General features: G+C 36.4%; 18 protein-coding genes. 3 read left to right on the forward strand and 15 right to left on the reverse strand.

Annotated features, from left to right (window positions below; translation table 11 throughout):
* The first annotated feature begins 49 nt into the window (after positions 1-49).
* Positions 50-646, forward strand: coding sequence for a hypothetical protein (locus CTER_RS21585; protein ID WP_004629313.1), 597 nt, complete (start codon positions 50-52; stop codon positions 644-646).
* Positions 647-860: 214 nt separating this feature from the next.
* On the opposite strand, the gene CTER_RS21590 is transcribed toward CTER_RS21585, so the two are convergent.
* The 6 genes from CTER_RS21590 to CTER_RS21615 form a co-directional block, all read right to left on the reverse strand.
* Positions 861-1,820: an O-fucosyltransferase family protein gene (locus CTER_RS21590; protein WP_004629351.1), complete on the reverse strand. Its 960-nt coding sequence runs from the start codon at positions 1,818-1,820 to the stop codon at positions 861-863.
* Positions 1,810-2,871 carry an O-fucosyltransferase family protein gene (locus CTER_RS21595; protein WP_004629437.1) on the reverse strand — a complete coding sequence of 354 codons (1,062 nt, stop codon included), beginning with the start codon at positions 2,869-2,871 and terminating at the stop codon, positions 1,810-1,812. Before CTER_RS21595 ends, CTER_RS21590 begins: the two co-directional genes overlap by 11 nt.
* Positions 2,861-4,027: an O-fucosyltransferase family protein gene (locus CTER_RS21600; RefSeq protein ID WP_004629393.1), complete on the reverse strand. Its 1,167-nt coding sequence runs from the start codon at positions 4,025-4,027 to the stop codon at positions 2,861-2,863. Before CTER_RS21600 ends, CTER_RS21595 begins: the two co-directional genes overlap by 11 nt.
* A 72-nt stretch (positions 4,028-4,099) precedes the next feature.
* Complete coding sequence (locus tag CTER_RS21605) at positions 4,100-5,500, reverse strand: ABC transporter permease (protein ID WP_004629304.1); 1,401 nt, start codon at positions 5,498-5,500, stop codon at positions 4,100-4,102.
* A 5-nt stretch (positions 5,501-5,505) separates the two neighbouring features.
* Positions 5,506-6,807, reverse strand: coding sequence for an efflux RND transporter periplasmic adaptor subunit (locus CTER_RS21610; protein WP_004629286.1), 1,302 nt, complete (start codon positions 6,805-6,807; stop codon positions 5,506-5,508).
* Between the two features lie 20 nt (positions 6,808-6,827).
* Positions 6,828-7,721, reverse strand: a complete 894-nt coding sequence (locus CTER_RS21615) for a carbohydrate ABC transporter permease (protein WP_004629417.1) — start codon at positions 7,719-7,721, stop codon at positions 6,828-6,830.
* A 297-nt stretch (positions 7,722-8,018) separates the two neighbouring features.
* On the opposite strand from CTER_RS21615, the gene CTER_RS21620 reads away from it, so the two are divergent.
* Positions 8,019-9,254, forward strand: a complete 1,236-nt coding sequence (locus tag CTER_RS21620; protein WP_004629439.1) for an IS110 family RNA-guided transposase — start codon at positions 8,019-8,021, stop codon at positions 9,252-9,254.
* Positions 9,255-9,499: 245 nt separating this feature from the next.
* Here CTER_RS21620 and CTER_RS21625 read toward each other — a convergent pair whose 3' ends face one another.
* The 7 genes from CTER_RS21625 to CTER_RS21655 form a co-directional block, all read right to left on the reverse strand.
* A complete protein-coding gene (locus tag CTER_RS21625) occupies positions 9,500-10,378 on the reverse strand; it encodes a carbohydrate ABC transporter permease (protein ID WP_004629460.1) in 879 nt (292 codons plus the stop codon).
* Positions 10,379-10,769: 391 nt separating this feature from the next.
* Entirely contained in the window at positions 10,770-12,032 is a 1,263-nt protein-coding gene (locus tag CTER_RS21635) for an ABC transporter substrate-binding protein (RefSeq protein ID WP_165585975.1), read from the reverse strand.
* A gap of 207 nt (positions 12,033-12,239) precedes the next feature.
* Positions 12,240-12,500, reverse strand: a complete 261-nt coding sequence (locus tag CTER_RS21640) for a hypothetical protein (protein WP_004629293.1) — start codon at positions 12,498-12,500, stop codon at positions 12,240-12,242.
* A gap of 624 nt (positions 12,501-13,124) precedes the next feature.
* On the reverse strand, positions 13,125-14,117 hold the full coding sequence (locus tag CTER_RS21645) for a TIGR04066 family peptide maturation system protein (protein ID WP_004629470.1): 993 nt from the start codon (positions 14,115-14,117) through the stop codon (positions 13,125-13,127).
* Positions 14,086-15,546: a Cys-rich peptide radical SAM maturase CcpM gene (gene ccpM, locus CTER_RS21650; protein ID WP_004629376.1), complete on the reverse strand. Its 1,461-nt coding sequence runs from the start codon at positions 15,544-15,546 to the stop codon at positions 14,086-14,088. The genes CTER_RS21645 and ccpM overlap by 32 nt, the downstream gene beginning before the upstream one ends.
* 104 nt (positions 15,547-15,650) lie before the next feature.
* Positions 15,651-15,866: a CLI_3235 family bacteriocin precursor gene (locus CTER_RS29315; protein ID WP_083909070.1), complete on the reverse strand. Its 216-nt coding sequence runs from the start codon at positions 15,864-15,866 to the stop codon at positions 15,651-15,653.
* 559 nt (positions 15,867-16,425) lie between these two features.
* On the reverse strand, positions 16,426-17,802 hold the full coding sequence (locus CTER_RS21655; RefSeq protein WP_004629387.1) for an ABC transporter substrate-binding protein: 1,377 nt from the start codon (positions 17,800-17,802) through the stop codon (positions 16,426-16,428).
* Between the two features lie 284 nt (positions 17,803-18,086).
* On the opposite strand from CTER_RS21655, the gene CTER_RS21660 reads away from it, so the two are divergent.
* Positions 18,087-19,169, forward strand: coding sequence for an ABC transporter substrate-binding protein (locus CTER_RS21660; RefSeq protein WP_004629344.1), 1,083 nt, complete (start codon positions 18,087-18,089; stop codon positions 19,167-19,169).
* 335 nt (positions 19,170-19,504) lie between these two features.
* Here the strand turns inward: CTER_RS21660 and CTER_RS21670 are convergent, their stop codons facing one another.
* Both CTER_RS21670 and uvrA read right to left on the reverse strand, forming a co-directional pair.
* Entirely contained in the window at positions 19,505-19,744 is a 240-nt protein-coding gene (locus tag CTER_RS21670; protein ID WP_004629283.1) for a hypothetical protein, read from the reverse strand.
* A 248-nt stretch (positions 19,745-19,992) separates the two neighbouring features.
* On the reverse strand, positions 19,993-22,860 hold the full coding sequence (gene uvrA, locus CTER_RS21675) for an excinuclease ABC subunit UvrA (protein ID WP_004629290.1): 2,868 nt from the start codon (positions 22,858-22,860) through the stop codon (positions 19,993-19,995).
* Between the last annotated feature and the right edge of the window lie 8 nt (positions 22,861-22,868).

The following is a 22,868-nucleotide window of genomic DNA, read 5'->3' on the forward strand; positions in this document are numbered from 1 at the left end:
GCCCCTCCCGCCGAAATATATATTAACACTAAACTCAGGGAGGTAATTCATGAAACAAAAACTATGCAAATACCTGGCAGTATTCACTGCTGTAACTGTCCTATGGTCGGTAACCTTTACAGTGTCCGCAAATTCTCAAAGCACAGGCAACGGCAATTGTAAAAAGGTGGAGATGCTCTCCGAAAAAAAGCCAGTGAATAAGGACACTACAAAAAATAATGGAAAAAGTAATGAAAAAGGCAGTGAAAAAGAGTCAGCAAAAATTGCAAAGAAAAACGGAAAGCTGGATTCTGCAGATAAAAGAGTTATAAAAGTTGAAACAAAAGTTGATAAACTTTCCAGACAAATTAATGCATACATAAATGCCAATACCGCGGGAAGCACTGCTGCCGTGACCGGGACAACAACAGGAGCTGCTGTTAAAACCTGTAAAGGAGTGAGCCTTACCGGCTTTGTAAATGGTACCAAAGGTAAATTGAATGCGTTATCAAAAAGAGTCAATGCAATTGAAAAGAGCTTAAAACACATTAAAACAGACAGCACCAATATTGCCAGATATAATGAACTTAACGGCAGACTTAATAATGTAAAGTCTAAAATCAATGCAGACATAAAACTATTAGACAGTTTGACCGTAAAAAAGTAATATTTCCATTTATTCTATATTTGCTTTACCTGTAAACTTTTTTAACGCTGGTTACTTCCATACTAGCTTCATGAAATAGGACGCACCCAAAACAATTGCGATAAATTGTTTTTAACCGTGCATCCTATCTCATGAAGTTGTCCTCGCGTTATCGGTTGATTTTAATTAAATCTATCCTCGCGCCTCGCGGTCTGCAGCAGCTGAAATACATCCGCTAATACAACAGCTTGATGTTTGTATCGGGCCAGTCCCTGAGTCTCATCACAGTGTTTGACAGGTTGGAATAACCATTTCCAATGAAGAAATCACACTGTGCGGCCAGATAGGTGTCCTTGATTATTTCTATGGTGTCCTTCACCAGCTCAACTCCCTTATGCCTTTTGTTGGGATAGTCCAGCAGGCAGGTTGCAATTCTTTCCCTGAGGGGAACCTTCTTGCTGTCGGTGTATATGAGCATATCATTTTTCCCGTACAATTTTTTATATTGATTGAATATTTTGTTCGAATCGGTTATTACGAATAAATGTCTCGCATTATACCTGACGATAAACTGCCATATGTTTGGCTTGTAAAATTCATTCAGGTCATACAGCTGGGCCACTTCATTTACTATGGCACTTCCCTTGACATGTACGCCGATGATGGGCTTTTCATCCCTGAAACTGGGATTGGTATTTGTAAATTTCTTAATTTCCTTTGTTATTTCGGGCTTGAGTTTCAAATAGGTATCGAAAAGCCTGCGGTATATCTGATGGGGAGTTTTCCCATATGCCCAATGGTCACTTTTTATCCATGGCAGCAAAGCCCTGATGGGATAATATATATCGCTTACAACTACATTTGCATCACTTTTCATTATACTTTTCAGATCGCGGTTTTCCATCCTCAGCCGGTCGGTATCCTCCGCCAGTACATTTTCAACCTTCCACACAGGAGGATAATAGGTATACTCTCTGCGTGCCATATCGTGGAAGGTGTATTCCGAAACAGGTTCAAAGAATAATTCATATCCATTTGTAGTCAGGGACCCGCTGTAGAGACTCTCCATGCCCCAATAAACCACAGGTATCCTGTTTGTCAATTCTGCCGCCAGGATCTGGCACATGACATGGTCAACCTCACCCCACAGGCTGTTACCCAAAGCTTTTATAAGAAGAAATCTATTAGTCGACATAAGTATTAACACCCCCGTAAAATTCCGGATACCCCAATCTATGGCCCGCTGCTTCCCTGGCTCTCCTGTTCCCTTCGGCCTTCACACGCTTTTTGGCCAATTTCATTTCCCCTTTCAGATCTCTGTAAAAGAGGACTATATTTTCCTCGGGCCAATCTTTCAGACGTTTTATGGTATATGATACATTTGAATAACCGTTTCCGATAAAGAAATCACACCTGGCCGCAAGATAAGTATCCTTTATTATTTCTATGCCCTTACGCCGCTTTACACTGTAATCCTGCAGGTGGGGTGCGTCTCCCGTAGCATTGATAAGTCCCCTTCTGCAGTCTGTATATACTACCATTGAACCATAGCGGTCCTCGAAATTGTCGACGATCTCCTTACAATCGGTAAGCAGGAGCAGCTTTTCAATTTTGTACCTGTTTATATATTCCTGTATTTTTTTGTGATACTGTTTATTGAGATGTGAGAGGTTCTCCACCTCGCGAACCTTGTCGCCGCCCCTTATATGGATAGCCAGCAAAGGACTGCTGTCCTTCATTTTGTTATTGTAAAACTCCTCTATTTCATCCTCTATATCGGGTTTCAGCCTGAAATATTTATCAAATAGATATCTGTATATTTCATGTGCCGTCATACCATATGCCCAATGATCTTTGGGAATAAAATTAATTATGGGACGCACAAAATAATGAATATCGCTTACAACAACATCTGCATCGCTATTGATCATTTCTCCCAGATTTCTGTAAGTCCAGGCCACCTTATCCAGGTCCTCGACAATAATATTATCAAAGCTCCATACCGGTGGATAATAGGAGTATTCCGGTTTTGCAACATCATTCAGAGTATAGTCCGATAAAGGTTCGAAGTATAGCTCAAACGCATTGGTTTTGAAGGATTCCCCATATAGACTGTTTGTACCCCAATACACCACCGGAATACGATTGGTAATTTCCGCAACCAGAAGCTGCCCCGCTACGTGGTCCACGTCGGACCAAAAACCGCAGCCCCAGGATTTTATAAGTAAAAATTTTTCACCTGGCATTGAAGTAACCTCCTTCTTGAGAAACCCTTTTGCCGAAAAGTCTCTTGAGAAAGCTCAGGAATACATTTTCCTTCCTGACAACAAGCCTTGCATTAATGGGATATTTTCTCTTTCTGTACACCCAGTAAAGCAGCTTCATATTTCTTGAAGGCCAATCCTTCATACGGGTAACAGCATGTGAAAGGTGCGAGAAATCATTGCCGATAAAAAAATCGCATTTTGCCGCAATACATGCATCCTTTACCACCTCTATACCCCGTCTTCTCTTAACCATGGGGTTTTCCATGTAGGTGAGCTCCTGATCGGCGGATAAACGTTTGCAATCGGTATAAACTATTCTGGAACCATATATTCTTATATATTCCTTCAGGGTCTCCTGGCAGTCGGTAAGAAGAAATATCCTTTTTATATTATACTTTTCGATCAGCTTTTGGATATCTCTGTGATAAGCTTTGTTAGGCTCCTTGTGTTTGCCTTTTTTCAAATACTTAACCACTTTTTCGTCAATTCTGTCCGATTCTTTTTTTACCTTTGTGTATACTTTATTCCAGTACTGGTTGTCAAATTTGTCGGCATCTCTTGTATCAAAAACCAGCTCTTCATTGACTCTTCTGACATGCACGGCAAGGGCGGGATGGCCGTCCTTCAGCCAGGAATTGTAAAAGCCCTGTATCTCCATATTAATATCAGGCTTTATTCTTATATATTTATTGAAAAGATAATGATATACCTGTTCAACAGACATTCCATAAGCAGCGTGATTTTTCTTTATAAAGGGAATAAGTTCGTAAACATTGTAATAAACATCGCCCACCACCACATTGGCTTTGCTCCCCAGTATATCCCCTACATTGCGGAAGGTCCAGGTATCCTTTGTATTATCGTCGACCAAAAGATTGTCGGAATCCCATATGGGGGGATAATAGGTATATTGGGGATGGGTCAGATCAAATATGGAATAGCTGTTTATTGGCTCGAAATACAGCTCAAAGCCGTTTGTCTGTACAAAGCCGTTGTTAAGACAGTGTGTAGGCCAGTATACCACAGGGATCCTGTCTGTAATTTCAGCTATGAGAAGATGACCCAGTACATGGTCTATATCACCCCACAGTACATAACTCCAAGCCTTTATAAGCAGGAATCTATCTTTTGCCATGTTTCTTTTCACCTCAATTTATGGTATTCATGATATTTTATGTAATCCATAAATGATTTGTGAAACATTTTTCTATTTTTGTAAACCAAAGTTCGCAAGACTGATACCTTCAGGTATTTTGATCAGCCTGGCACAGAAATAAATGCTTAAAACAGTGAAAAACCTGACCGGAGAAGCGGATTGAATGCCAAATATCAGACAGAGGATAAAGCCTGATACCGTGCCCAGAACTATTGCCCCGCCCAGCACGGTTAAGCTGTTTAAGGATGAATACATTAAAAACCGGTTTAATTTGATGGCAGATCCCACTGCAATAAAATTGATGACAAGCAGGACTGTCAGGCAGTAAACGGCAACAAGTCCATAGTGAACCTGCAATTCATATTGTGTAGGTCTGTACCCATAAAACTCATTGGCGTTGTGAAGAGCTTCGCTTATCAAACTGCCATAAAACTGAAAATCAAAAATATTATCCGGAGGTATGCACTGATAGGGTATGCTCCCCTTAAATCTGACCATAAAAAATACGGCAGCAATACCGCAAAGCAGAAATGCCGCTCCCGTTAAAAAGATCAATATTCCCAGTTTTGAACTTTTAATAACCTCAAATAAATACCTTGCTTTCATGCGCTGCTCAAAATTTGAAATACCGTCTTTGATATACCTGACAGTGGCTTTTGCCAATATGATGATTATCAGCATTCCTACAAAGAATATGAAAGCTGAAAGAGGCTGTGAAATAAAAACAGGACTGTCGTAAAAATCTTTCAGTCTATAATAATCAGTATTTACACCTGCTTGTTTAAGCAGGTTGTTAACCTTGTCAGTCCTGAAGATTTCCTCCTGAAGGCTTTGACCTTTCAAAAATACTGTTTCTATGATCAGGTCTTTATATCCTGTGAAGCTCTCAAACGGAACATAGATTCTTTCAATTCCGTCGGAGGATAATATTGAAAAGGGTGTATTCCTGTTCTGATAAACACCCGTCACCTTATATTTGATCCCTGAAATTTCAACTTCATTTCCCAGAACATTATCTGTCATAAACAGTTTTTCAGCCAAAGTTTCACTTATGACTGCAACTTTTTTTCCATACTCATGCTGACTTTCATTGAAGAAGGAACCCTTTAGCATGTGAAGCCCTAAAAAGCCGGACAGGTTTTCGCCGGATAGCACCCTCTTAACGGAATACCCCTTACTGCCGGCTTTTATATAGGCCTCTGCTTCACATTGATAGGAATAATTCAAGCCGGAGCTATTTATTACTGACTCCAGATTTCGCAGCTTCAATGTTCTACCATCGGGAGTCAGTTTATTTTTTATATTGACCTCAACTCTTTTCCCATAATCCCCGTCAAATTTATACTCATACCCCGAAGCCATACTGTTTATGACAAATACCAGGCAGTACAGGGCTGATAAAAGGACTAATAATTTTTTTACCGAGTAACTCTGTAATTTAATCTCATCCAATCCATTCACCTCAACTTAACCTGAAGTCCGTCGGAGAGTGCTTTAGAGCTGAATACGACTATTTTTTCGTCACCCGTAAGACCATTCTGTGATACGGCACTATATAAGTCGGCCTCCTCCTGCACTGTGATTTCCACTTTTTGAACATATGTTTCGGTCCCCAATACGCCTTTTCTTTCCTTTAAAAGGAATACGTATTTTCTTCCGCCTTCGTCCACTATACTGCTGTTTGGAACAAGGGTTTTGTACTGCCGGCTTTCCCTTCTGACTTTGACATCAACCTTCTGGCCTATTTTGAGGTCTTCTTTGGAATTCTCAAGGTAAGAGGTAAATTGATACTTGCCTTGTTCGGTCAGATATTTTTTGTCCTTTACTTTTCCGTTGAAATTAAAATTTTCATCAGCTTCTCCCGAAATCTCAACAGTATCGTTTATCTCAACCTCACCGGCAGGTTTGGTCTCCAGCGTCCACCTCACAGCCAGGCCCGATTCTTTTTTTACTATCTCGAATAATACCTGCCCGCTGCCTGTAACAGAGCCTTTTTCGATGGATATGCTTTTTATGGTGCCTCCGACAGGTGCCTTTATAATTCCATCCATGGGAATGTTATTCTTCATCTTCTGAAGCTCAAGCTTTCCAACCTCGAGTTCGGATTCTTTTTCCGTTATATTGATGCCATAGCTTTCTCCTGCTTTTTTGATCTCGGTTTCTTTCTGGGATAAAATCCTTTGCTTTTCATTATATTCGCGGTTTGCCGCATCAAGCTTATCCTGGGCGTCATTTACCTCCTGCAGCGAAACGGCATCAACAGCATAGAGTTCCTTTTGGTCATCCAGGTTTTTCCGGGCCTTTTGCACAGCCTTCAGTGCAGCCTCACAGTCATTCCTGTACTGCTCCATATCCACTTCCTGAAAGCCGTTTTTATATCTCTTGAGTTCATTTTCCAGCTTCTGCACATTCAGCTCAGCTTTCTTTATGTCAAGCTGCAGGTCCTTGCTGTCAATTACGGCAAGCTCCTCCCCCGGCGCTACCTCCTGTTCTTCCTCCACCTTTATATCCCTGACCTTCCAGGTTCCATAAGCATAAACGGCTTCGGTGCCCACAGGGAAAATCTCTCCTTCGGCGGTTATTTCATTAGTGAGGGTCCCCGAGGAAGCAGTATCACATTCTACGGTTGGCAGCAGAAAATTATTTATCGTGCTTGAAAAAAAGGTTAGCAGGATTATGACGCATATGAAGGTAACCGCAGTCCTTCTGATTATTTTTTTTCTTTTTAATAATTGACTCTCTGTCTGAATATTATCCATTATAACCTCCAAAAAAGTTGTCATTTGATACCGGACAGTTCGATCCCCTCAATAAAATAATTCTCCCCATATAAAAAGATCAGCAGGGTGGGGAACATATACAATATTCCGCAGGCAAAGGCAATACCGACATCTTCGCTGTTTATTCTGGACAGGAATATTGACAGCGGATGCATGGTTTCATCCTTAAGAAATACCAGCGGCTGCTCAACCATATTCCAGTTGTCAATGAAGACAAGTATGGCCAGTGAGGCTATTGCGCCCTTGCATTGCGGCAGCAGAATTGAGGTAAGGGATTTCCAATACCCCGCACCGTCAATTTTAGCGGCCTCGCAATAATCGTCGGGTATATTTATCATAAACTGTCTCAGCAGGAATACCCCGAAGGTGGAAAAAATTCCCGGCAGGATTATGGACCAATAGGAACCTATCAGGCTGGTCCTGTCCAGGATGATATAGTTGGGTACAAGTGTCACCTGGTAAGGCATCATCATAACAATAATATATATGTAAAAAATCTTGTCACTGAAGGGGAACTTCAGCTTGGCAAAAGCGTATGCCGCCATGGTTGCTACCGCAATCTGTCCCAGCATTATGGGCAGTGTGACGATGACTGAATTCCAGAACATAAAGAGGAACCTGGGTTTCCGCAGCAGCACGTTGTAATATTGCATGAAGCTTACTTTTTCAGGTATCAGGCTGAAGGTTATCCCGGGAGTCCTCCCTTCCTCCACGGCCGCCCCGCTGACTGCGCTGTAGTTCTCCATTACCTCGCTGCTTGACATGAAGGAATTTGCAAGCATGTACACTACCGGAAACAGCAGTGCTGCAGAAATACAAAGCATTATTATGTACTTTACCAGACTCTTCAGTTTGGTTCCCGATCCGGCTAAAAAATTCTCCGCTGCTTTCATATTAACTATCATTCCTTTCGCTGTGCTCAAGGCACAAAAAGTGATGAAAAACTTTTCTTCTCCGCTGTTTTAATGTAAAATAGTTCTTGAGCTGCAGATATACTACAGAGCACGGCGGAGGTAGTGTGACTATTCTTTCTGTAGTCCGCATATTAACATGTGCCGAATACTTTTTTCAAGTACAAATAAGTGTGCCATAGAGCACGTAAGCTAATCTTTGTTTAAACAAAGACCGTTTAAAAACGTGAGTATTCAGTCAATGTCTGTATGCTCTATTTTTTTACCTGGGTGATGCTTATGCTTAAAATTGTTTATCCTGTTTGTTGTGGTGTTGATGTTCACAAAAAGTTTATTGTTGCTACTATTGCAACCACAAAAAATAACATCACGACCTATATGGCGAAAAAGTTTAGTACTTTTTCTGATGATCTTTTGCTTTTCAAGCAATGGCTTTCTTCTAACAGTTGCTCTTCCATCTGCATGGAAAGTACAGGCAAGTATTGGATTCCGGTCTTTAATATTCTTGAGGACACATGCTCAATTACACTGGCAAATCCCAAGTATATAAAGAACATCCCCGGAAAGAAAACCGATAAACGCGATTCTCTCTGGATTGCCGATCTCCACAAGCACGGCTTGGTCAGGGGAAGCTTTATTCCTCCCAAATCCGTCAGAGAGCTCAGAGACCTGTTGAGGTATCGTTTCAAGCTTGTCAATGTACGTTCAAGTGAGAAAAACCGTTTCCAGAACTCACTGACCGTATCCAATATTATGATTTCAAATGTAGTCTCAGACACTTTTGGAAAATCTGCTTCTGCAATCATTAAATACGCAATGGAGAACCCCCACAAAAAGAACGTTGATTTCTCTTCGCTTCTTCACAGAAGTTTGCTTCCTAAAGCTGATGTAATCAATTCTTCTATGAAGGGTTCCATCTCCCAGGAGCAAAACTCAAAAATGTCAGTCTGCCTTGAGCATTTTAACTACATTGAAAATTGTATTGACCAGCTTGATACTACAATCGATTTACTTGCCAATAACTTTGAACCACAAATCAAGCTCGTATCCACACTACCCGGCTTTACAACCAAATCAGCAACTTCCCTTATCTCTGAAATCGGTGTAGATATGTCTGCCTTTGAAGACTCAAAAAACCTTTGTTCATGGGCAGGTGTTACACCTCAGAATAATGAAAGTGCCGGGAAGAAGAAAAGTGTACGCATAAGCCATGCCGGAGTATACATCAAACCATTGCTGGTACAGTGTGCAAATGCTGCAATAAAGGACAAAAACTGTACATACTTTAATCATAGGTATCAAGCTATCAAAAAACGTCGTGGGCACAAAAGAGCCATTATTGCCATAGCAAGAATGCTGCTTACCTGTGTTTACAACATGCTCAAGAAGAATGAAGCCTTTGATTCTTCTTTATATGAAGGATACCTGCAAAACAGTAAAATACAAAATACTTCCGGTACTCAGTCAAGCATTGATATGCAATACAGCTTCTTCAGTCACAGGGATTTGTGGTGACTAAGGACTAAATGTCGTAGCATCACCGTAAATTTAATAAAGTATTCAGTTTTAGCTTACTGAGCCAATTTTTTCAACAATGGTTTGGCTCTTATTTGTATGCCTAAATCCATATATTTTGTTTTCAAGCTAACCTCCATGAGCCACATTTGTGGCCACAAAAATCTTATAATACTTTGAATATTTCGCACGGCCATAAATTCATAGGTTAGTTTGGAAGACGAACGTCAGCAGAGTCTTTCAAACTAAATGCTCCTTCCAAATCTGGCTTCTATTCTGAAAAGAACAAATACCAGTAATGCTATGACGACTGCCATAATGAGGGCCGCTGTTGTAAGTCTTTGATAGGAAAGGTTCATAAAGTTGTTATTCATAAAATGCTGGAGCATGTAAATTTTAAGACTTGGATAGCTCCCTGCGAGCAGATAGGCCTCTCTGAACACCTTGAAGGAGTTTACGATTGACATCATTAATACGAAAAAACCCGTTGGTATGAGAAAAGGTATTGTAATGTTTTTTATACAGGCCAAGGGGCCGGCCCCGTCCATACGTGCCGACTCATAATATTCCTTTGGTATATTGCTGAGACCCGCCAGAAATAATATTACGTTGTAGCCGCAATTTTTCCACAGATACAGAAGCACCAGCACCCACATGGACTGATCACTTTTTATCCAGTCTATATTTCCGGCAAAACCGAATTTTATCAGGATATTATTAATAACTCCAAATTCATTGAAAAGAATGTTCCAGACAAGAATTACCGATGCCACAGGGATAACCAGCGGCAGTATAAAAAAACTTCTGAATACCGGAAGCCCCTTTATACGGCTGTTTAAGAGCAAGGACAGCAGAAAAGAAAGGATGATTATAGCCGGAACACTTATGGCGTTAAATATGATTGTATTTTTGGATGCCAGTAAAAAAGAATTGCTGTGAAACAGATCAATAAAATTCTGAAATCCTACAAATTCAACCCCGCCTATTCCCTGTGTGAAACAATAGTATATGCTGATTGCAAAGGGTATTGCAAAGAACAGAGCAAAACCCGCCAGGCTGGGAAGTGCAAAAATAAAACCTGCCATGGATTGTCTTGTTTTAAGTTTTGTTTGTAACACTGTCATTTCCTACCTCATCTTTGGCAAACAAGCTTATTATGCAGGTATATAAAGGGTCTATCCGATGGGCACAGGTCAAACTTATGGGCCCGGGTTCATAAAAGCTACTAGCTGCAGGTCCAGATCCTGAAAATATATTAATTCTATTATCAGCTTCAATAAAGTCTTCAATGTTTTAAGCCTGCTGCAGAACCAATCCAGTCCGAATTTATATGTAAGCTTTTTATCCAAACAAATATTTTTACCATAATTATTATATAATACTACAACAGGTATATCTACGCTTTTATTCAAATTTTTGTAAACTTTTAGTGAATAACGGTTATAAATCGAACGTTTCGTTCGGATAGGCCGCAAGTAGTAATTATATTAAATGCAAAAAGCTTTTTGTTAAGGCTTATTCATTTAAAAATAATGATACTTTTTCATTTATTACTTTTGCAGTCTGTTCAGCTGTTTTGCTTTCATTTAAAAAGGCTGCCATTTCATCATTGATAATTCTTAAAACACTTTTATCTATGAAATCACAAGTATTAACCTTTTCAGGTATATCTGCCAAAATCTTTGCCAGATCCGCAGATATCGCTTCACTTTTATAAGTTTTATCATCTGCAGGATTTTTTATTTCTTTGCCACGTTTTTCATTACTTGAAAAATAATTTATAATTTCATTATATGCTTCTTTATTTACAGGAGCACTTGAAATTACAGCATCATTTTGAATCTCTTTAGACAATACATATTTTATAAACTCAAATGCTTCTTCCGGATACTCGCATTTGTTACTTATTGCAGCAAATTTTGTAACATATGCAGAATAATTACCATTAGATTGTGATGATGGATACGGATATAATTTTATATCTGAATTAAGAACTTTTTTTCCAAAATTGTATTCTGACCAAAAAAATTCCGGATTAGTAGAATATGTCTGTAGCAAGATGAGTGCATTATCCTTTACCATTCCCCAATATAATCCTTGGTACTTCATAGCATATTCAGGGGGACAAATCGCGGATATTATACTTTTATAGCTTTTAATTAAATTAATAAATTCATTTGAATCAAAATTAGCTTTTTTAGATTTGTAATCGACAAAACTTTTTCCATAGCTTTCAAAAATAGATTGAAAATCCATAGGAACAAAAAAGTACTTACCTTTACTTTTCGTATATTTTAGTGAAACATTTGATAATATTTCCCAAGATAAATTCTTATTATCAATATTTATATTATTACTCTTTAAAACCTTATCGAATCCATAAAAAATATGCACATCAAAATTTGTCGGTAAAATATATCTATTGCCATCTATTTCACCGCAGTTTATTATTTCTTCGTAATAGTCTTCCAACTTAAATTCATTATCTTTTTTAATAAGTTTATTTAAGTCATAGAACGTCTTATTCTGGATTGCTTTATAAATGGAAGGGAATATGTCTGTATTATTGCAAAATAAATCAGGGCCGGTACCTGCCATTAAATCAGCTGCTAATTTATCAGAGTATTCCTTATTTACATTTTGGGGAATATCATCTACCACAAGTCTTATATATTTATTTTTAGCGTTAAACTTAGCTATTGCATTGTGTGTAAACTGATCATTTACACGAGCACTTACTTCGAGCTCAATTTTTTCTTTTTGTCCCTTATTACCCACAACTTCATTACTCTCACAACTACTGAATATAATCATAGAGATAATTAAAAGAAGTATATAATTTTTTCTCATAATTTTAATTTATTTATACCTGCATTAGCATGCATTAGTATAATCCTCCACTTTATCAATTATTTTTACCCATAGCTAATATTACCTTTTTAGTATTAACTTTTGTTTTATTCTAGGACTACTATCTGAATTTATTTATTCTCCATTTTTCTTCAACTGTCTATTAATAACATTAATTATCCCATTTAATGTTTTAAAATCCCCGCTGACTATGTCCTTTTCAGCTACAGTGATATTAAATTCACGCTCAATATCAAAAAGGAGGTAAACAAGATCCCTTGGCTCAATACCAAATTGTCCATCTAGAATATCAATATTAAAATTTATTAGGGAGATATCTAGTCCAAACCTTTCTTCAAAAATACGGCTTAAAATTGAGTAAATCACTAAATTCATATTATAAATCCTCACATAATAATTTTAAAAAGTTTTTCTTAATAAATTCCAGTTACGAACCTTACTTGTGACTTCAAATTACTGGAATTATATAAACCCTAGCTAAATATAATAATCAGGTTTTACTCACTTAATGATAGTAATAGCTGAAGACTGTGATATTACCGATTGAAAAATCAGGCTATTTTAGCTCAACATATAGGTTTAGCCTAGATGGAACATCAATCCGAATACTTTTTAATCTGACAGTACAGACTTATATGCTCCATTAACAATTTCGTAAAATATTACTTATTTGAGGCCGCAAATTCACTTAAAAATACACGAGTAAAAAAAGTTTTTAACTTCAAACGACCAAAATCCCTAAAAAGAGAGAACTTGCACTGACTACCTAATTAATCCAACTTGCTATGTTGCAATTGGATTTTATAGCCACGAGAGGAACTAGATTCCAATTAATATCCCACACCTTATCATTTTTTCAATTTAACCTTAAATTTAACTCTGATTTTTAAAGTTAATTTGTAAACAAGGAATACTCTCCATAATAACTAAGTTTATCTATTATAGCAGTAGCGATTTTCTTGGCATCAATGCTATTGAATATGTTAAATATAGGAATTTTTAGGTCTTTATAATTTTTATTTTTTTATCAATAAAATTGGGATCTATTGTTAAGTATTCTAATTCAGTAAAATCTCCCGCATTTGGCCAATGACACTGCACATTTGATAAATTAAAGCAATCAACTTCATATCCAAATTTATATTTAAAGGCAGTTGAAATTTTTTGAAAATATTCAGGTTTGAAATTCTCATACAAAGAGCTTACTAATACAAAGTCTGGTGTTAATGCTTGAGAAACTTCATAAGCAAAAATACCAAAATTGTGAGTATATTCATTATTTAATTTCATTGCACCCCCTGGGATCCCAATAATAATTAAATCCGGCGACTCCTCTATTTCTATTTCTTTTATAAATCTGTTAAAACTAATAATTTTAGTTGTTTCACTAATAGCCTTATCAAACATAAAATTGGGAAATGAGTGAAACTTCATTAACTCACAATATTTTCGTGATCCGACCTGAGATACTTTATATCCTAAACGTTTAATTTCTTCTCTGATATTTAACTGTATTTCAAACTTACATGTTCTCTCACACATTCCCATTACAAACACCACCGGAGTATCTATTCTATACAAATTTTCCTTCAAAATCAAATAACTTTTTTCTTCTTGATTTATTAAACTTTGATAATTAACACAATATTTTTTACATAATTCAGATATAATGTCATTTCTTTTGTAATCGATATCCATTATTGATAAAATATTTTTCTTATGTCTTATTGACTCAGTAATTTTAGGAAATAAAAATGCATCGTAGTCAACGTTTGACAAACTATCACAAATCAATACAGTATCACAGCATTCTAATAATTGATTAAATTTATTTATTTGGTGAATATCTATTTTTCTTTTGTTAAAGTTATAGTTATTGTCCTTATTCCCAAATGTAATTCCACCTATAATGTCATAATTCTCCAAATATAAATGGTTTAAAACCGGAACAATTTCAAAACTATAAGGAAATATCAATAGTTTTTCTTTCATTTCGTCCTCCTATAAATTTATTAAACTCATATTTCAAATTCTTTAACATACATATATCTTTTAATCTATCTTCAGCAAATTTTATTGTCCTATTACACTTACTCACTTTTTCATATCTTGAAAGTCCATTTACTGAATCGGCCATCGCAACACATAATCCACAAAACCGAAATGCCCAGCAGTTTTTACATTTACTTTCGCTTAATTTACCAATGTTTAATATTTCGCGAATATTATCATAATTAAAACCATCAAATATATTGCCAATTTTCATTATTTCTGATGTCTCACTTACTCTTTCACAAGGATAAAAGTTTCCAAGCGTATCAATAAATAATCTTTGTGATCCAGGAATACAAGGTCCTCCATGATGAGCTTTTTCAGGCAATTTTTCGGTTAATTTAAGTTGGGCAAAAGTCTTTTCTAAAGAAATAAAATATGTCTTTACAAGTTTGGAAACATAACTTTGATCCAATCTTCCAAGTCTAGATAAAAAAAGTTTAAAAATTTCATATTTATAATTATTTATAAATGTCTGGTCATTTTTCACATGCTCTTTTTTTGAGTTAGGATTAATTTCTGATGCTAAAACCATTGCTTCTTTAACTAAATCAAAATCTCTAAAGAAGTTATCAATACAGCAAAACTCATTTTCCTGATCAAGTACTGCGTTAAAGCATATATTTTTATAGTAATTAGGATATTTCTCTTTAATAAAACTTACATTTCTCATTACAATTTCAAAAGTACTCTTACTTGTACAAGCGAACTTTCTATTTTTATCCTGCACCTCTTTTGGTCCATCTAAACTTATTACCAAATATACATCGTTCTCTACAAAAAGCTGTACAATATTTTCATTAAGGAGTGTACCGTTTGTAGTAATTGTAAAAGATAACTTTTTGCCAAAGCAATTTTCCTTAGCATAGTTGATACATTTTCTAATTAATCCTTTTTCTAATAATGGTTCTCCACCATAAAAACCAATATTTATTTCTTTATTATCTTCAGAATGGCCAAGTAAAAAGTCTATACTTCTTTTAGCAATTTCAAAATCCATTCTACTTTTTGTATGTGTTCTATTATAGTAGCCTCCTGAATATGCACAATAACTACAATTAAGATTACAGTTTTGTGTTAGCTGTAATGTTATCTTTTGAATTTTACTATTTAAATAGTATTCTATAAGTTCATCTGCAGGATGTAAAATTTCTTTTATTCGATTTGAGGAAAAAAATCCATCATTTTTCATTTTTACCATAAGTTCAAATATATCTTTGTCCTCTACATTTTCTGATTCGGCTTGGTCTTTCATCAACATTTTTATAAGTTCATTTTGTCCTTTTAAAATAACATTTCTATTTACATCATATATATAATCTTTTCCACCAACTTTAAACGTATGAATAAATGGTTTATGGTTATGCATGACTGTCCCCACCTTTTGCTAATAATAAAAGAAAAAATTGAATCAACCTAGTGTTTTAGTTGATTCAATTTTTTTCTCTACATATGTAATATTATTTGTTACATCTAGCCTACAGAGGCCACACTCCCACTATAAGTTGATGAATCTGAGTGGTTATCGGTTCTAGACGTTGATAAACTGCCATAATACCAGCTTTGAACGGATCCATAAGCATCACATGAACCAGAACAATCACAAGAACATCCACAATAGGAACATGAAGTACAATAGGCTTCCACAGTCTCCATCTGGAATTCTAACTTTTTACCTAGACTTTTCATATTTTCACCACACCTTCTTATTTTTATGGTTCAAAAGCTCGCGGACTTCTTTTGAACATTGTCTATTTGAATTTCTATCTGGGTTTCCGCGGATATCCTTTCAAGAAATCAAATACGTAAAATCATGCACTTTTTGATCTATCTAAATTATTCTGCTATGATATTAATACCAAATAATTATAAAATTGGGTAACCTATCTGTTAAATAGTAAAAAATTTTGTTATCCTTTGGAGATGCATGTGGATCACATTAAAAAATAACCGGTTTTGTAAACAATGCTTTTTATATTAATTCCATCAATTTAACTTTTCCTTTATTCGAATTATAAGAGAGCAATATCTTTAACTCGCGTTTAATACAATTCTAATTAAAAAAATATTTAATGTCAACCATTTTTTTCCTTTTATTTTATTTAGTGGAATTTTATGATATTACATCTTATTATGATTTATCAACTATATAGTTTTACTGCCTTCTTCTATTTTGACTGGTGATAATTATAAACATTTTTAAAAATCTCAACAATTTATGCTTCTATCAGCAAACCGCTATATAAATTTATTCATTCATATATAATTGTACTTTATCATTAATTATTTTAGCGGTCTGTGGTGCATTATGTTTTCCAACAAGAAATGCTTCCACTTCTTGATTAATTATATTGAGTATATTAGTATCAACGTATGAACACTGACCAATATTTTTATAATATAAATTTAATTTATTGATTGTATTGTCTGATAAGGCAACCGATAAATATGGTGTATTTTCATTTACTAAAAAATTTGCAGTTTGCTTATTATTTGCAGAATCACCCGAATACTGATTTTGTATACTGGTGTATGCTTTAATATTCACAGGAGCCCACTTTGTACCTGTTTCATTATTTTGGTATTTTTCAGATAGGAGAAGTTTTATAAAACCAAATGCTTCTTTTTTATTTTTACAATTATTATTAATTACTGCAAACTTAGTTACTTGAGCGTTAATCTCATTAATATTTCCTTTACCAGGATATAAAAAACAACTCATATCAGCATTTAGAACCCTATTGACCCAAGAGGAACATATCCAAAGGTAGGCTATGGAATTATCTCCATTAACAAGCGCGAGTGAATCATTTTTAAGAAATTCAAAAAATATATCAGGTGCTTTTAATTTACTATCCGGTAATATGTATTGATAAATACTCTTATAATTATTTAGTAATTTTACAAATTCCTCTGATTCAAAATTTACTTTTTTTTCAGGGTAATTTATATAATCAGTCCAACAGTTTTTTATTATAGCTTCAAAATCAAATGAATTTCCAATCAAATATTTATTTCCATAACCATTTTGTTTATTTGCATACTTTATACATAATTCTTTGAAATCGTCCCAACTCCAACCATTATCATTAATCATTAACTTATTCTTTTTTAATATTGAATTGGCTGACCATATAACCGGTATTTTAAAATATATTGGAATAAAATATCTCTTTCCATTAATAACACCACATTCAAGTACTTCCTTATTATATTCTGAGAAATTAAATTCTTTATCATTATCGATTATTTTATTTAAATCATAAAAGGCACCACTATTCATTATTTTCCATAGTGAAGGAAAACTTTCAGGGAAATCATATATAATATCAGGTCCCTGACCTGCTAAAATCTCAGTAGTCATTTGAGTTTTATAATTTCCAATATCATTTTGTGATTTTATATCTATCATAGTAGGAGTGATTTTAATCTTACTCGATTTATTAAATTCACTTATTGCACTAATTGCAACATAATCATCGTTAAAAATATTAATTCGAAGATTCTCTTGATTTGGGCTTTCGTTTACTGAAGTACTATTTTGTAAGCAGCCAACATTAAAACTCATTAAATATATTAATAATAATATGAGCTGTTTTATATAACAACCATGCTTTCCTTTCACATTTTCACCCCTCTGTATAAATGTGTCAAATGTCCCTAATTACTTGTTTTAATATGATTAAAAATAAATTATAATTTGTAATATATGTGATTTTATGGATGTATTCTCAATGGTTTGGATTTTACACGTATTTGAATTAATAGTCAAAACATATTTACAATAATTTACTTGAGTTACTTTCACTTTATTTAAGGATTACAACATATTTGGATTAAGTAATCATCCCAAAACGAAGCTGATATTAATTTGATAGTTATGAAATATCAGCGTTTTAAGGAGGCGTTATGAAAATATATAATAGCATAATTAAAATACTCATTATCATAAGTCTACTAATATTAATAATATTTCCCGGGTGTACTTCCAATAATGATATACCCGATCCAGAAACCATTACTCCAAAAATAATTAACATGTACGTGAGATATTATGATACCCGTACATTATCTGCAATAAAAGAGTTTAACTCTGCAAGTAAGGTACAAATACATACTTCTGTTATTAATACAGATGAAATATCAACCAGTGAATATAAAAATAAACTTACAACTTCTATTTTAGCAGGTGAAGGACCGGATATAATACTTGATCTGGTCAGCTCTTTCCCATCTCTTAACAAAATTGTTGAAAACAAAGTATTCTGTGACCTTGATCAATATGTTAATAAAGATGCACACTTTAATTTATCTGACTATTACAATAAAGTTTTAGATTGTGGAATCACAAATGGACAACGGTATTATATTCCACTTAACTTTCGCATACCCATATTATGGTCAAGCAAAAGTTTAACTGACAAAAATAACATTATAATTGATGAAAGCAAGTGGACTTTCAAAGATTTAATTAAAATACAATCTGAACATTTTCAGACTGCAGAAAAATACTTAATAGTAACTGATTTCAATTCAATAATGGAAACTAGCTGGAATGATTTTATCAATATATCTCAAGAAAAAGCCAATTTTGATAATAAAAACTTTATCCAGCTTTTAGAAGACTACAAAACTCTATCTCCTTCGATCTTAAATTATCACACACTTAAAGTTCCGGAATTATTCTTTGAATACATGAAAAAAGATTCACTGCTTCTGGCCTTTGGAGATATTTTCCCTGAAAGTGTATGGGTTGATAGTACCGCTGTTAATAAAATTTTAAATTCAGAGGTTCAATTATTTCTATATCCCGGTATAGATGGGGATAATCAACCTGCCGGGTTGGTAGAAGAATTCGTCGCGGTAAACAACTCATGTAAGTACAAAGCTGAAGCTTACAATTTTATAAAGCTGCTTTTGTCGGAAAAGTTCCAGGCACTGAATGGCAATCTTTGGCTGCCCGTTAATAAAAAGCATATACCACAATTTTAGAAAAATACTGTGGAGAAAATGGAACAGATAGGACTATTTTTAACTATACACCGGGAAATGGCCCTCAGTACACATCCATTCCTTTGTCTGACAAACTTATACGTCAACTGGATAACTATATTGATAATATTGATAACTGTTACTATATAGATGACAATATTTTAATAATGATAAGCGAAGAGGTCGATTTATTTTTTCAAGGAAAGCAAACCTCTTCCCAGGCAGCAAAGGCTATCAATAATAAAGTAAATTTATACTTGGGTGAATAGAATGGGGAAAATTTACAAACACATTTACAGCCCTAAGGTAGAAATTATATTCATATTTATCCTGACTTAATTCATCTTATATATCTTATCCATCAGCACATATATCTCATAAGCCGCAATCCCCAGAATGGCCAGCAGTGCGGCAAAAGCATACAAGCCCCATGCGGTATGGGTATTTAAAGGATTTATTTTCTTCTTTTCTTCCTCAAACATCCTTTTGCTCTTCTCTCTGCGTTCCCACCAGTTATAGATGCAGAAACACATCAGCATGAGCAACGCAAACAATAATAGAATCAACTTTCCCATATGTCCCCCCCACAGATATATATTCATTTTACCACCATATTCAGCAGTCAGGTTACAGTATCGATGCGATGTCCTGCCGTGGTTGGTAACCCGGCAGGACATCGGGATATACTAATATCTTACAGTATTCTTCTGAATTAGTATACACTATAAATATTTCGCTGTGCCTGGTAAAGTTGCTCAGCAAACCGGCACGGAGAGTAAATTAGTAGTGTCTAATTATGTACTATAGTATTTTTAAAATTCAGCTACAAAACTTCCTTCAAATATCTGCCCGTATATGAGTTTTTCACATTAGCCACCTGTTCAGGAGTCCCTTCGGCTACAATCATACCGCCGCCGCTGCCGCCTTCGGGCCCTATATCAATTATGTAGTCGGCAGATTTTATAACATCCAGATGGTGTTCAATGACCAGTACGGTATGGCCGTTGTCAACAAGTTTTACAAGGCAGTCTATTAATTTCCGGATATCTGACAGATGAAGCCCCGTCGTGGGCTCGTCCAGAATATACAGATTGTGTGCTCCCCTCTTTATTTTTGACAGTTCGTATGCCAGCTTTACTCTTTGAGCCTCCCCGCCGGACAGAGTTGTGGAGCTTTGCCCAAGTGTCATATACCCCAGGCCCAGTTCGTTTATGATTTTCAATTTATGCTTCAGGTATTTTTCATCCCTGAAAAATTCCAATCCCTCTTCGGCTGTCATATCCAGTACATCCGCAATACTTTTATGCTTGTATTTTATCTCCAGACCTTCATCGGAAAAACGTCTCCCTTTGCAAACAGGACATATAGTCTCAATATCTGCCATAAACTGAAGGTTTGTCACAATGATCCCGTCCCCAGCACAGTGTTCGCATCTGGTGCCGTTGGCATGGGTCAGGCTGAAGTCAATTTCGCTGTAGCCCCTGTTTATTGCCTCGGGCTGCTTTGCGAAGATCTCACGTATCTTGTCATAAATACCTATGTAAGTTGCGGGATTTGATTTGCTGTTTTTGCCTATGGGAGACTGGTCAATGTTGATGACATTGTTCAACAGTTCCGTTCCAAACAAAAAATCATGCTCTCCGGCAACTATACGGGCACCGGTTTTATTGACTTTCAGCTGCTTATACAATATTTCGTTTATTAATGAACTCTTGCCCGAGCCCGAAACTCCTGTAATACAGATAAAAACCCCCAGCGGTATATCTATGTCTACATTTTTCAGATTATTTTCCCGGGCTCCTTGGATGGACAGGAAATTGTCACCAAGATTTCTCCTCTGCCCGGGTACAGGTATGGAAGCCTCCCCCGACAAATACTTTCCTGTCACCGAATCCGGTACCTTCACAATATCCTCAACCGTACCCGAAGCTACTATATTGCCTCCGTGAACACCCGGACCGGGTCCGATTTCAATTATATGGTCAGCACTCTTTATGGTGTCCATATCATGCTCGACCACAATTACGGTGTTTCCGATATCCCTCAGCTTCTTCATGGTGTCTATTACTCTCTGGGAATCCCTGGGGTGAAGCCCTATGCTGGGTTCATCCATTACATACAGCATGCCCATCAGTTCACTGCTGATCTGTGTGGACATTTTGATTCTCTGCATTTCTCCGCCCGAAACACTGTCACTTCTCCTGGCAAGACTTATATAGTGCAGGCCGATATCTATCAGCAGTTCAAGTCTGGAGCTGATCTCCCTGATAACGGATTCCGCAATTTCCCGTATATCCTCTTCAAAGGTCAGTGACTTGAGAAAATCCAGAAGTTCCGGCAGCTGCATCCTGCTCAGCTGGTCAATATTCCTACCCCCTACGGTTATGTGGAGTCTTTGCCTTTTGAGCCTGGCCCCGTTACATTCCGGACAGATTTTTTCTATCATGCATTCCTTTATAAAGGTGGGTTCAAAGGCTTCACTTGTCGAAGTTTTCCTTATATAGTGCCTGTACCAGCTCTCCAATTCATGGACGAAACCTGCAAAAGGCCTGGCTCTCCCGGTTATCCAGTTTCTCTTCTGAGAGTACGGAGGCTGCAGCATTTCAACAGGCTCTCCCTTTGAACCGTAAAAAAGAAGTTCATGAATTTCCTTGGGAAGATCTCTGAAGGGAATATCCAGACTGAAATTATATTTTTGGGACAGGCTGTACATTACTACCGAGCGATAACTGTCCTTGTTGCCGAAACTGTACACAGTATTTCTGAGAGCCCCCCTGTTCAAGCTTTTTTCAGGAGAAACAATCAAAAACCTCGGTTCAACCACATAGGACATTCCCACCCCAAGACAGGTGTGGCATGCACTTGCAGGCGTATTGAAGGAAAAATGGAAGGGCTGCATTTCACACAGTATGTGGTGGTGCTCGGGGCAGCCGAAACCGGTATAGAATTCCCTGCCGGCATTTCCCGCCACCTCCACTTTCAGCATAATGTCCTCATCAAGGGCAAGCATGGCCGCCTCAATGGATTTTGTCAATTGGATATATGTATCGTTTTTCAAAGTGAACCTGTCTATTACCAGTTCGATCTTATATTCCACATTTTCATCAAGTTCTCTTTTATCGGCCAATGAAAAAGGCTCTCCGTCGACCAGCAAATTCTTAAAGCCTTTCTCTCTGAGCTGGTGGAAAGTATAATCATAGTCCTCTCCATAAATCTTATATACCGGTGCTCTCAGTTCAACAACCGTACCCGCAGGCAAAGTTGAAATATGCTCCGCTATCTGGGCGGCAGACAATTGTTTGAGCTGATGCCCGCATTCAGGACACTTTCCAACCCCGGCAGCTGAAAACAGAAGCCTCATATAGTCATTGATGTCTGTAACAGTACCCACTGTCGACCGTGGATTGTTATTGCTCTTTTTTTGTTCAATGGCGATAACCGGAGACAGTCCCCTCACATAATCCACCTTTGCCTTTTTTAATTGGCTTATACGGCTCTTTGCAAAATTGGATATGGAATCCAGAAACCTTCTCTGACCTTCACCGTATATAACATCAAAAGCCAGAGAGGACTTACCCGATCCGGATACTCCTGTTATGACGGTCAGCTTGTCCCTGGGGATTTCAACAGATATATTTTTCAGGTTATTCTGCTTTGCCCCCGATATTTCAATATGTGTTCTGATAGGCATTCTTTATC

The organism is Ruminiclostridium cellobioparum subsp. termitidis CT1112 (genome assembly GCF_000350485.1).
Classification (GTDB): domain Bacteria; phylum Bacillota; class Clostridia; order Acetivibrionales; family DSM-1351; genus Ruminiclostridium; species Ruminiclostridium termitidis.

Bases quoted from the DNA above. Each gene is read 5' to 3' on its own strand.
- CTER_RS21625 (WP_004629460.1), bottom strand. From the start codon at position 10,378: ATGACAGTGTTACAAACAAAACTTAAAACAAGACAATCCATGGCAGGT.
- CTER_RS21595 (WP_004629437.1), bottom strand. From the start codon at position 2,871: ATGCCAGGTGAAAAATTTTTACTTATAAAATCCTGGGGCTGCGGTTTT.
- CTER_RS29315 (WP_083909070.1), bottom strand. From the start codon at position 15,866: ATGAAAAGTCTAGGTAAAAAGTTAGAATTCCAGATGGAGACTGTGGAA.
- ccpM (WP_004629376.1), bottom strand. From the start codon at position 15,546: ATGCATAACCATAAACCATTTATTCATACGTTTAAAGTTGGTGGAAAA.
- CTER_RS21645 (WP_004629470.1), bottom strand. From the start codon at position 14,117: ATGAAAGAAAAACTATTGATATTTCCTTATAGTTTTGAAATTGTTCCG.
- uvrA (WP_004629290.1), bottom strand. From the start codon at position 22,860: ATGCCTATCAGAACACATATTGAAATATCGGGGGCAAAGCAGAATAAC.
- CTER_RS21620 (WP_004629439.1), top strand. From the start codon at position 8,019: ATGCTTAAAATTGTTTATCCTGTTTGTTGTGGTGTTGATGTTCACAAA.
- CTER_RS21600 (WP_004629393.1), bottom strand. From the start codon at position 4,027: ATGGCAAAAGATAGATTCCTGCTTATAAAGGCTTGGAGTTATGTACTG.
- CTER_RS21610 (WP_004629286.1), bottom strand. From the start codon at position 6,807: ATGGATAATATTCAGACAGAGAGTCAATTATTAAAAAGAAAAAAAATA.
- CTER_RS21585 (WP_004629313.1), top strand. From the start codon at position 50: ATGAAACAAAAACTATGCAAATACCTGGCAGTATTCACTGCTGTAACT.
- CTER_RS21660 (WP_004629344.1), top strand. From the start codon at position 18,087: ATGAAAATATATAATAGCATAATTAAAATACTCATTATCATAAGTCTA.
- CTER_RS21640 (WP_004629293.1), bottom strand. From the start codon at position 12,500: ATGAATTTAGTGATTTACTCAATTTTAAGCCGTATTTTTGAAGAAAGG.
- CTER_RS21590 (WP_004629351.1), bottom strand. From the start codon at position 1,820: ATGTCGACTAATAGATTTCTTCTTATAAAAGCTTTGGGTAACAGCCTG.
- CTER_RS21670 (WP_004629283.1), bottom strand. From the start codon at position 19,744: ATGGGAAAGTTGATTCTATTATTGTTTGCGTTGCTCATGCTGATGTGT.
- CTER_RS21615 (WP_004629417.1), bottom strand. From the start codon at position 7,721: ATGAAAGCAGCGGAGAATTTTTTAGCCGGATCGGGAACCAAACTGAAG.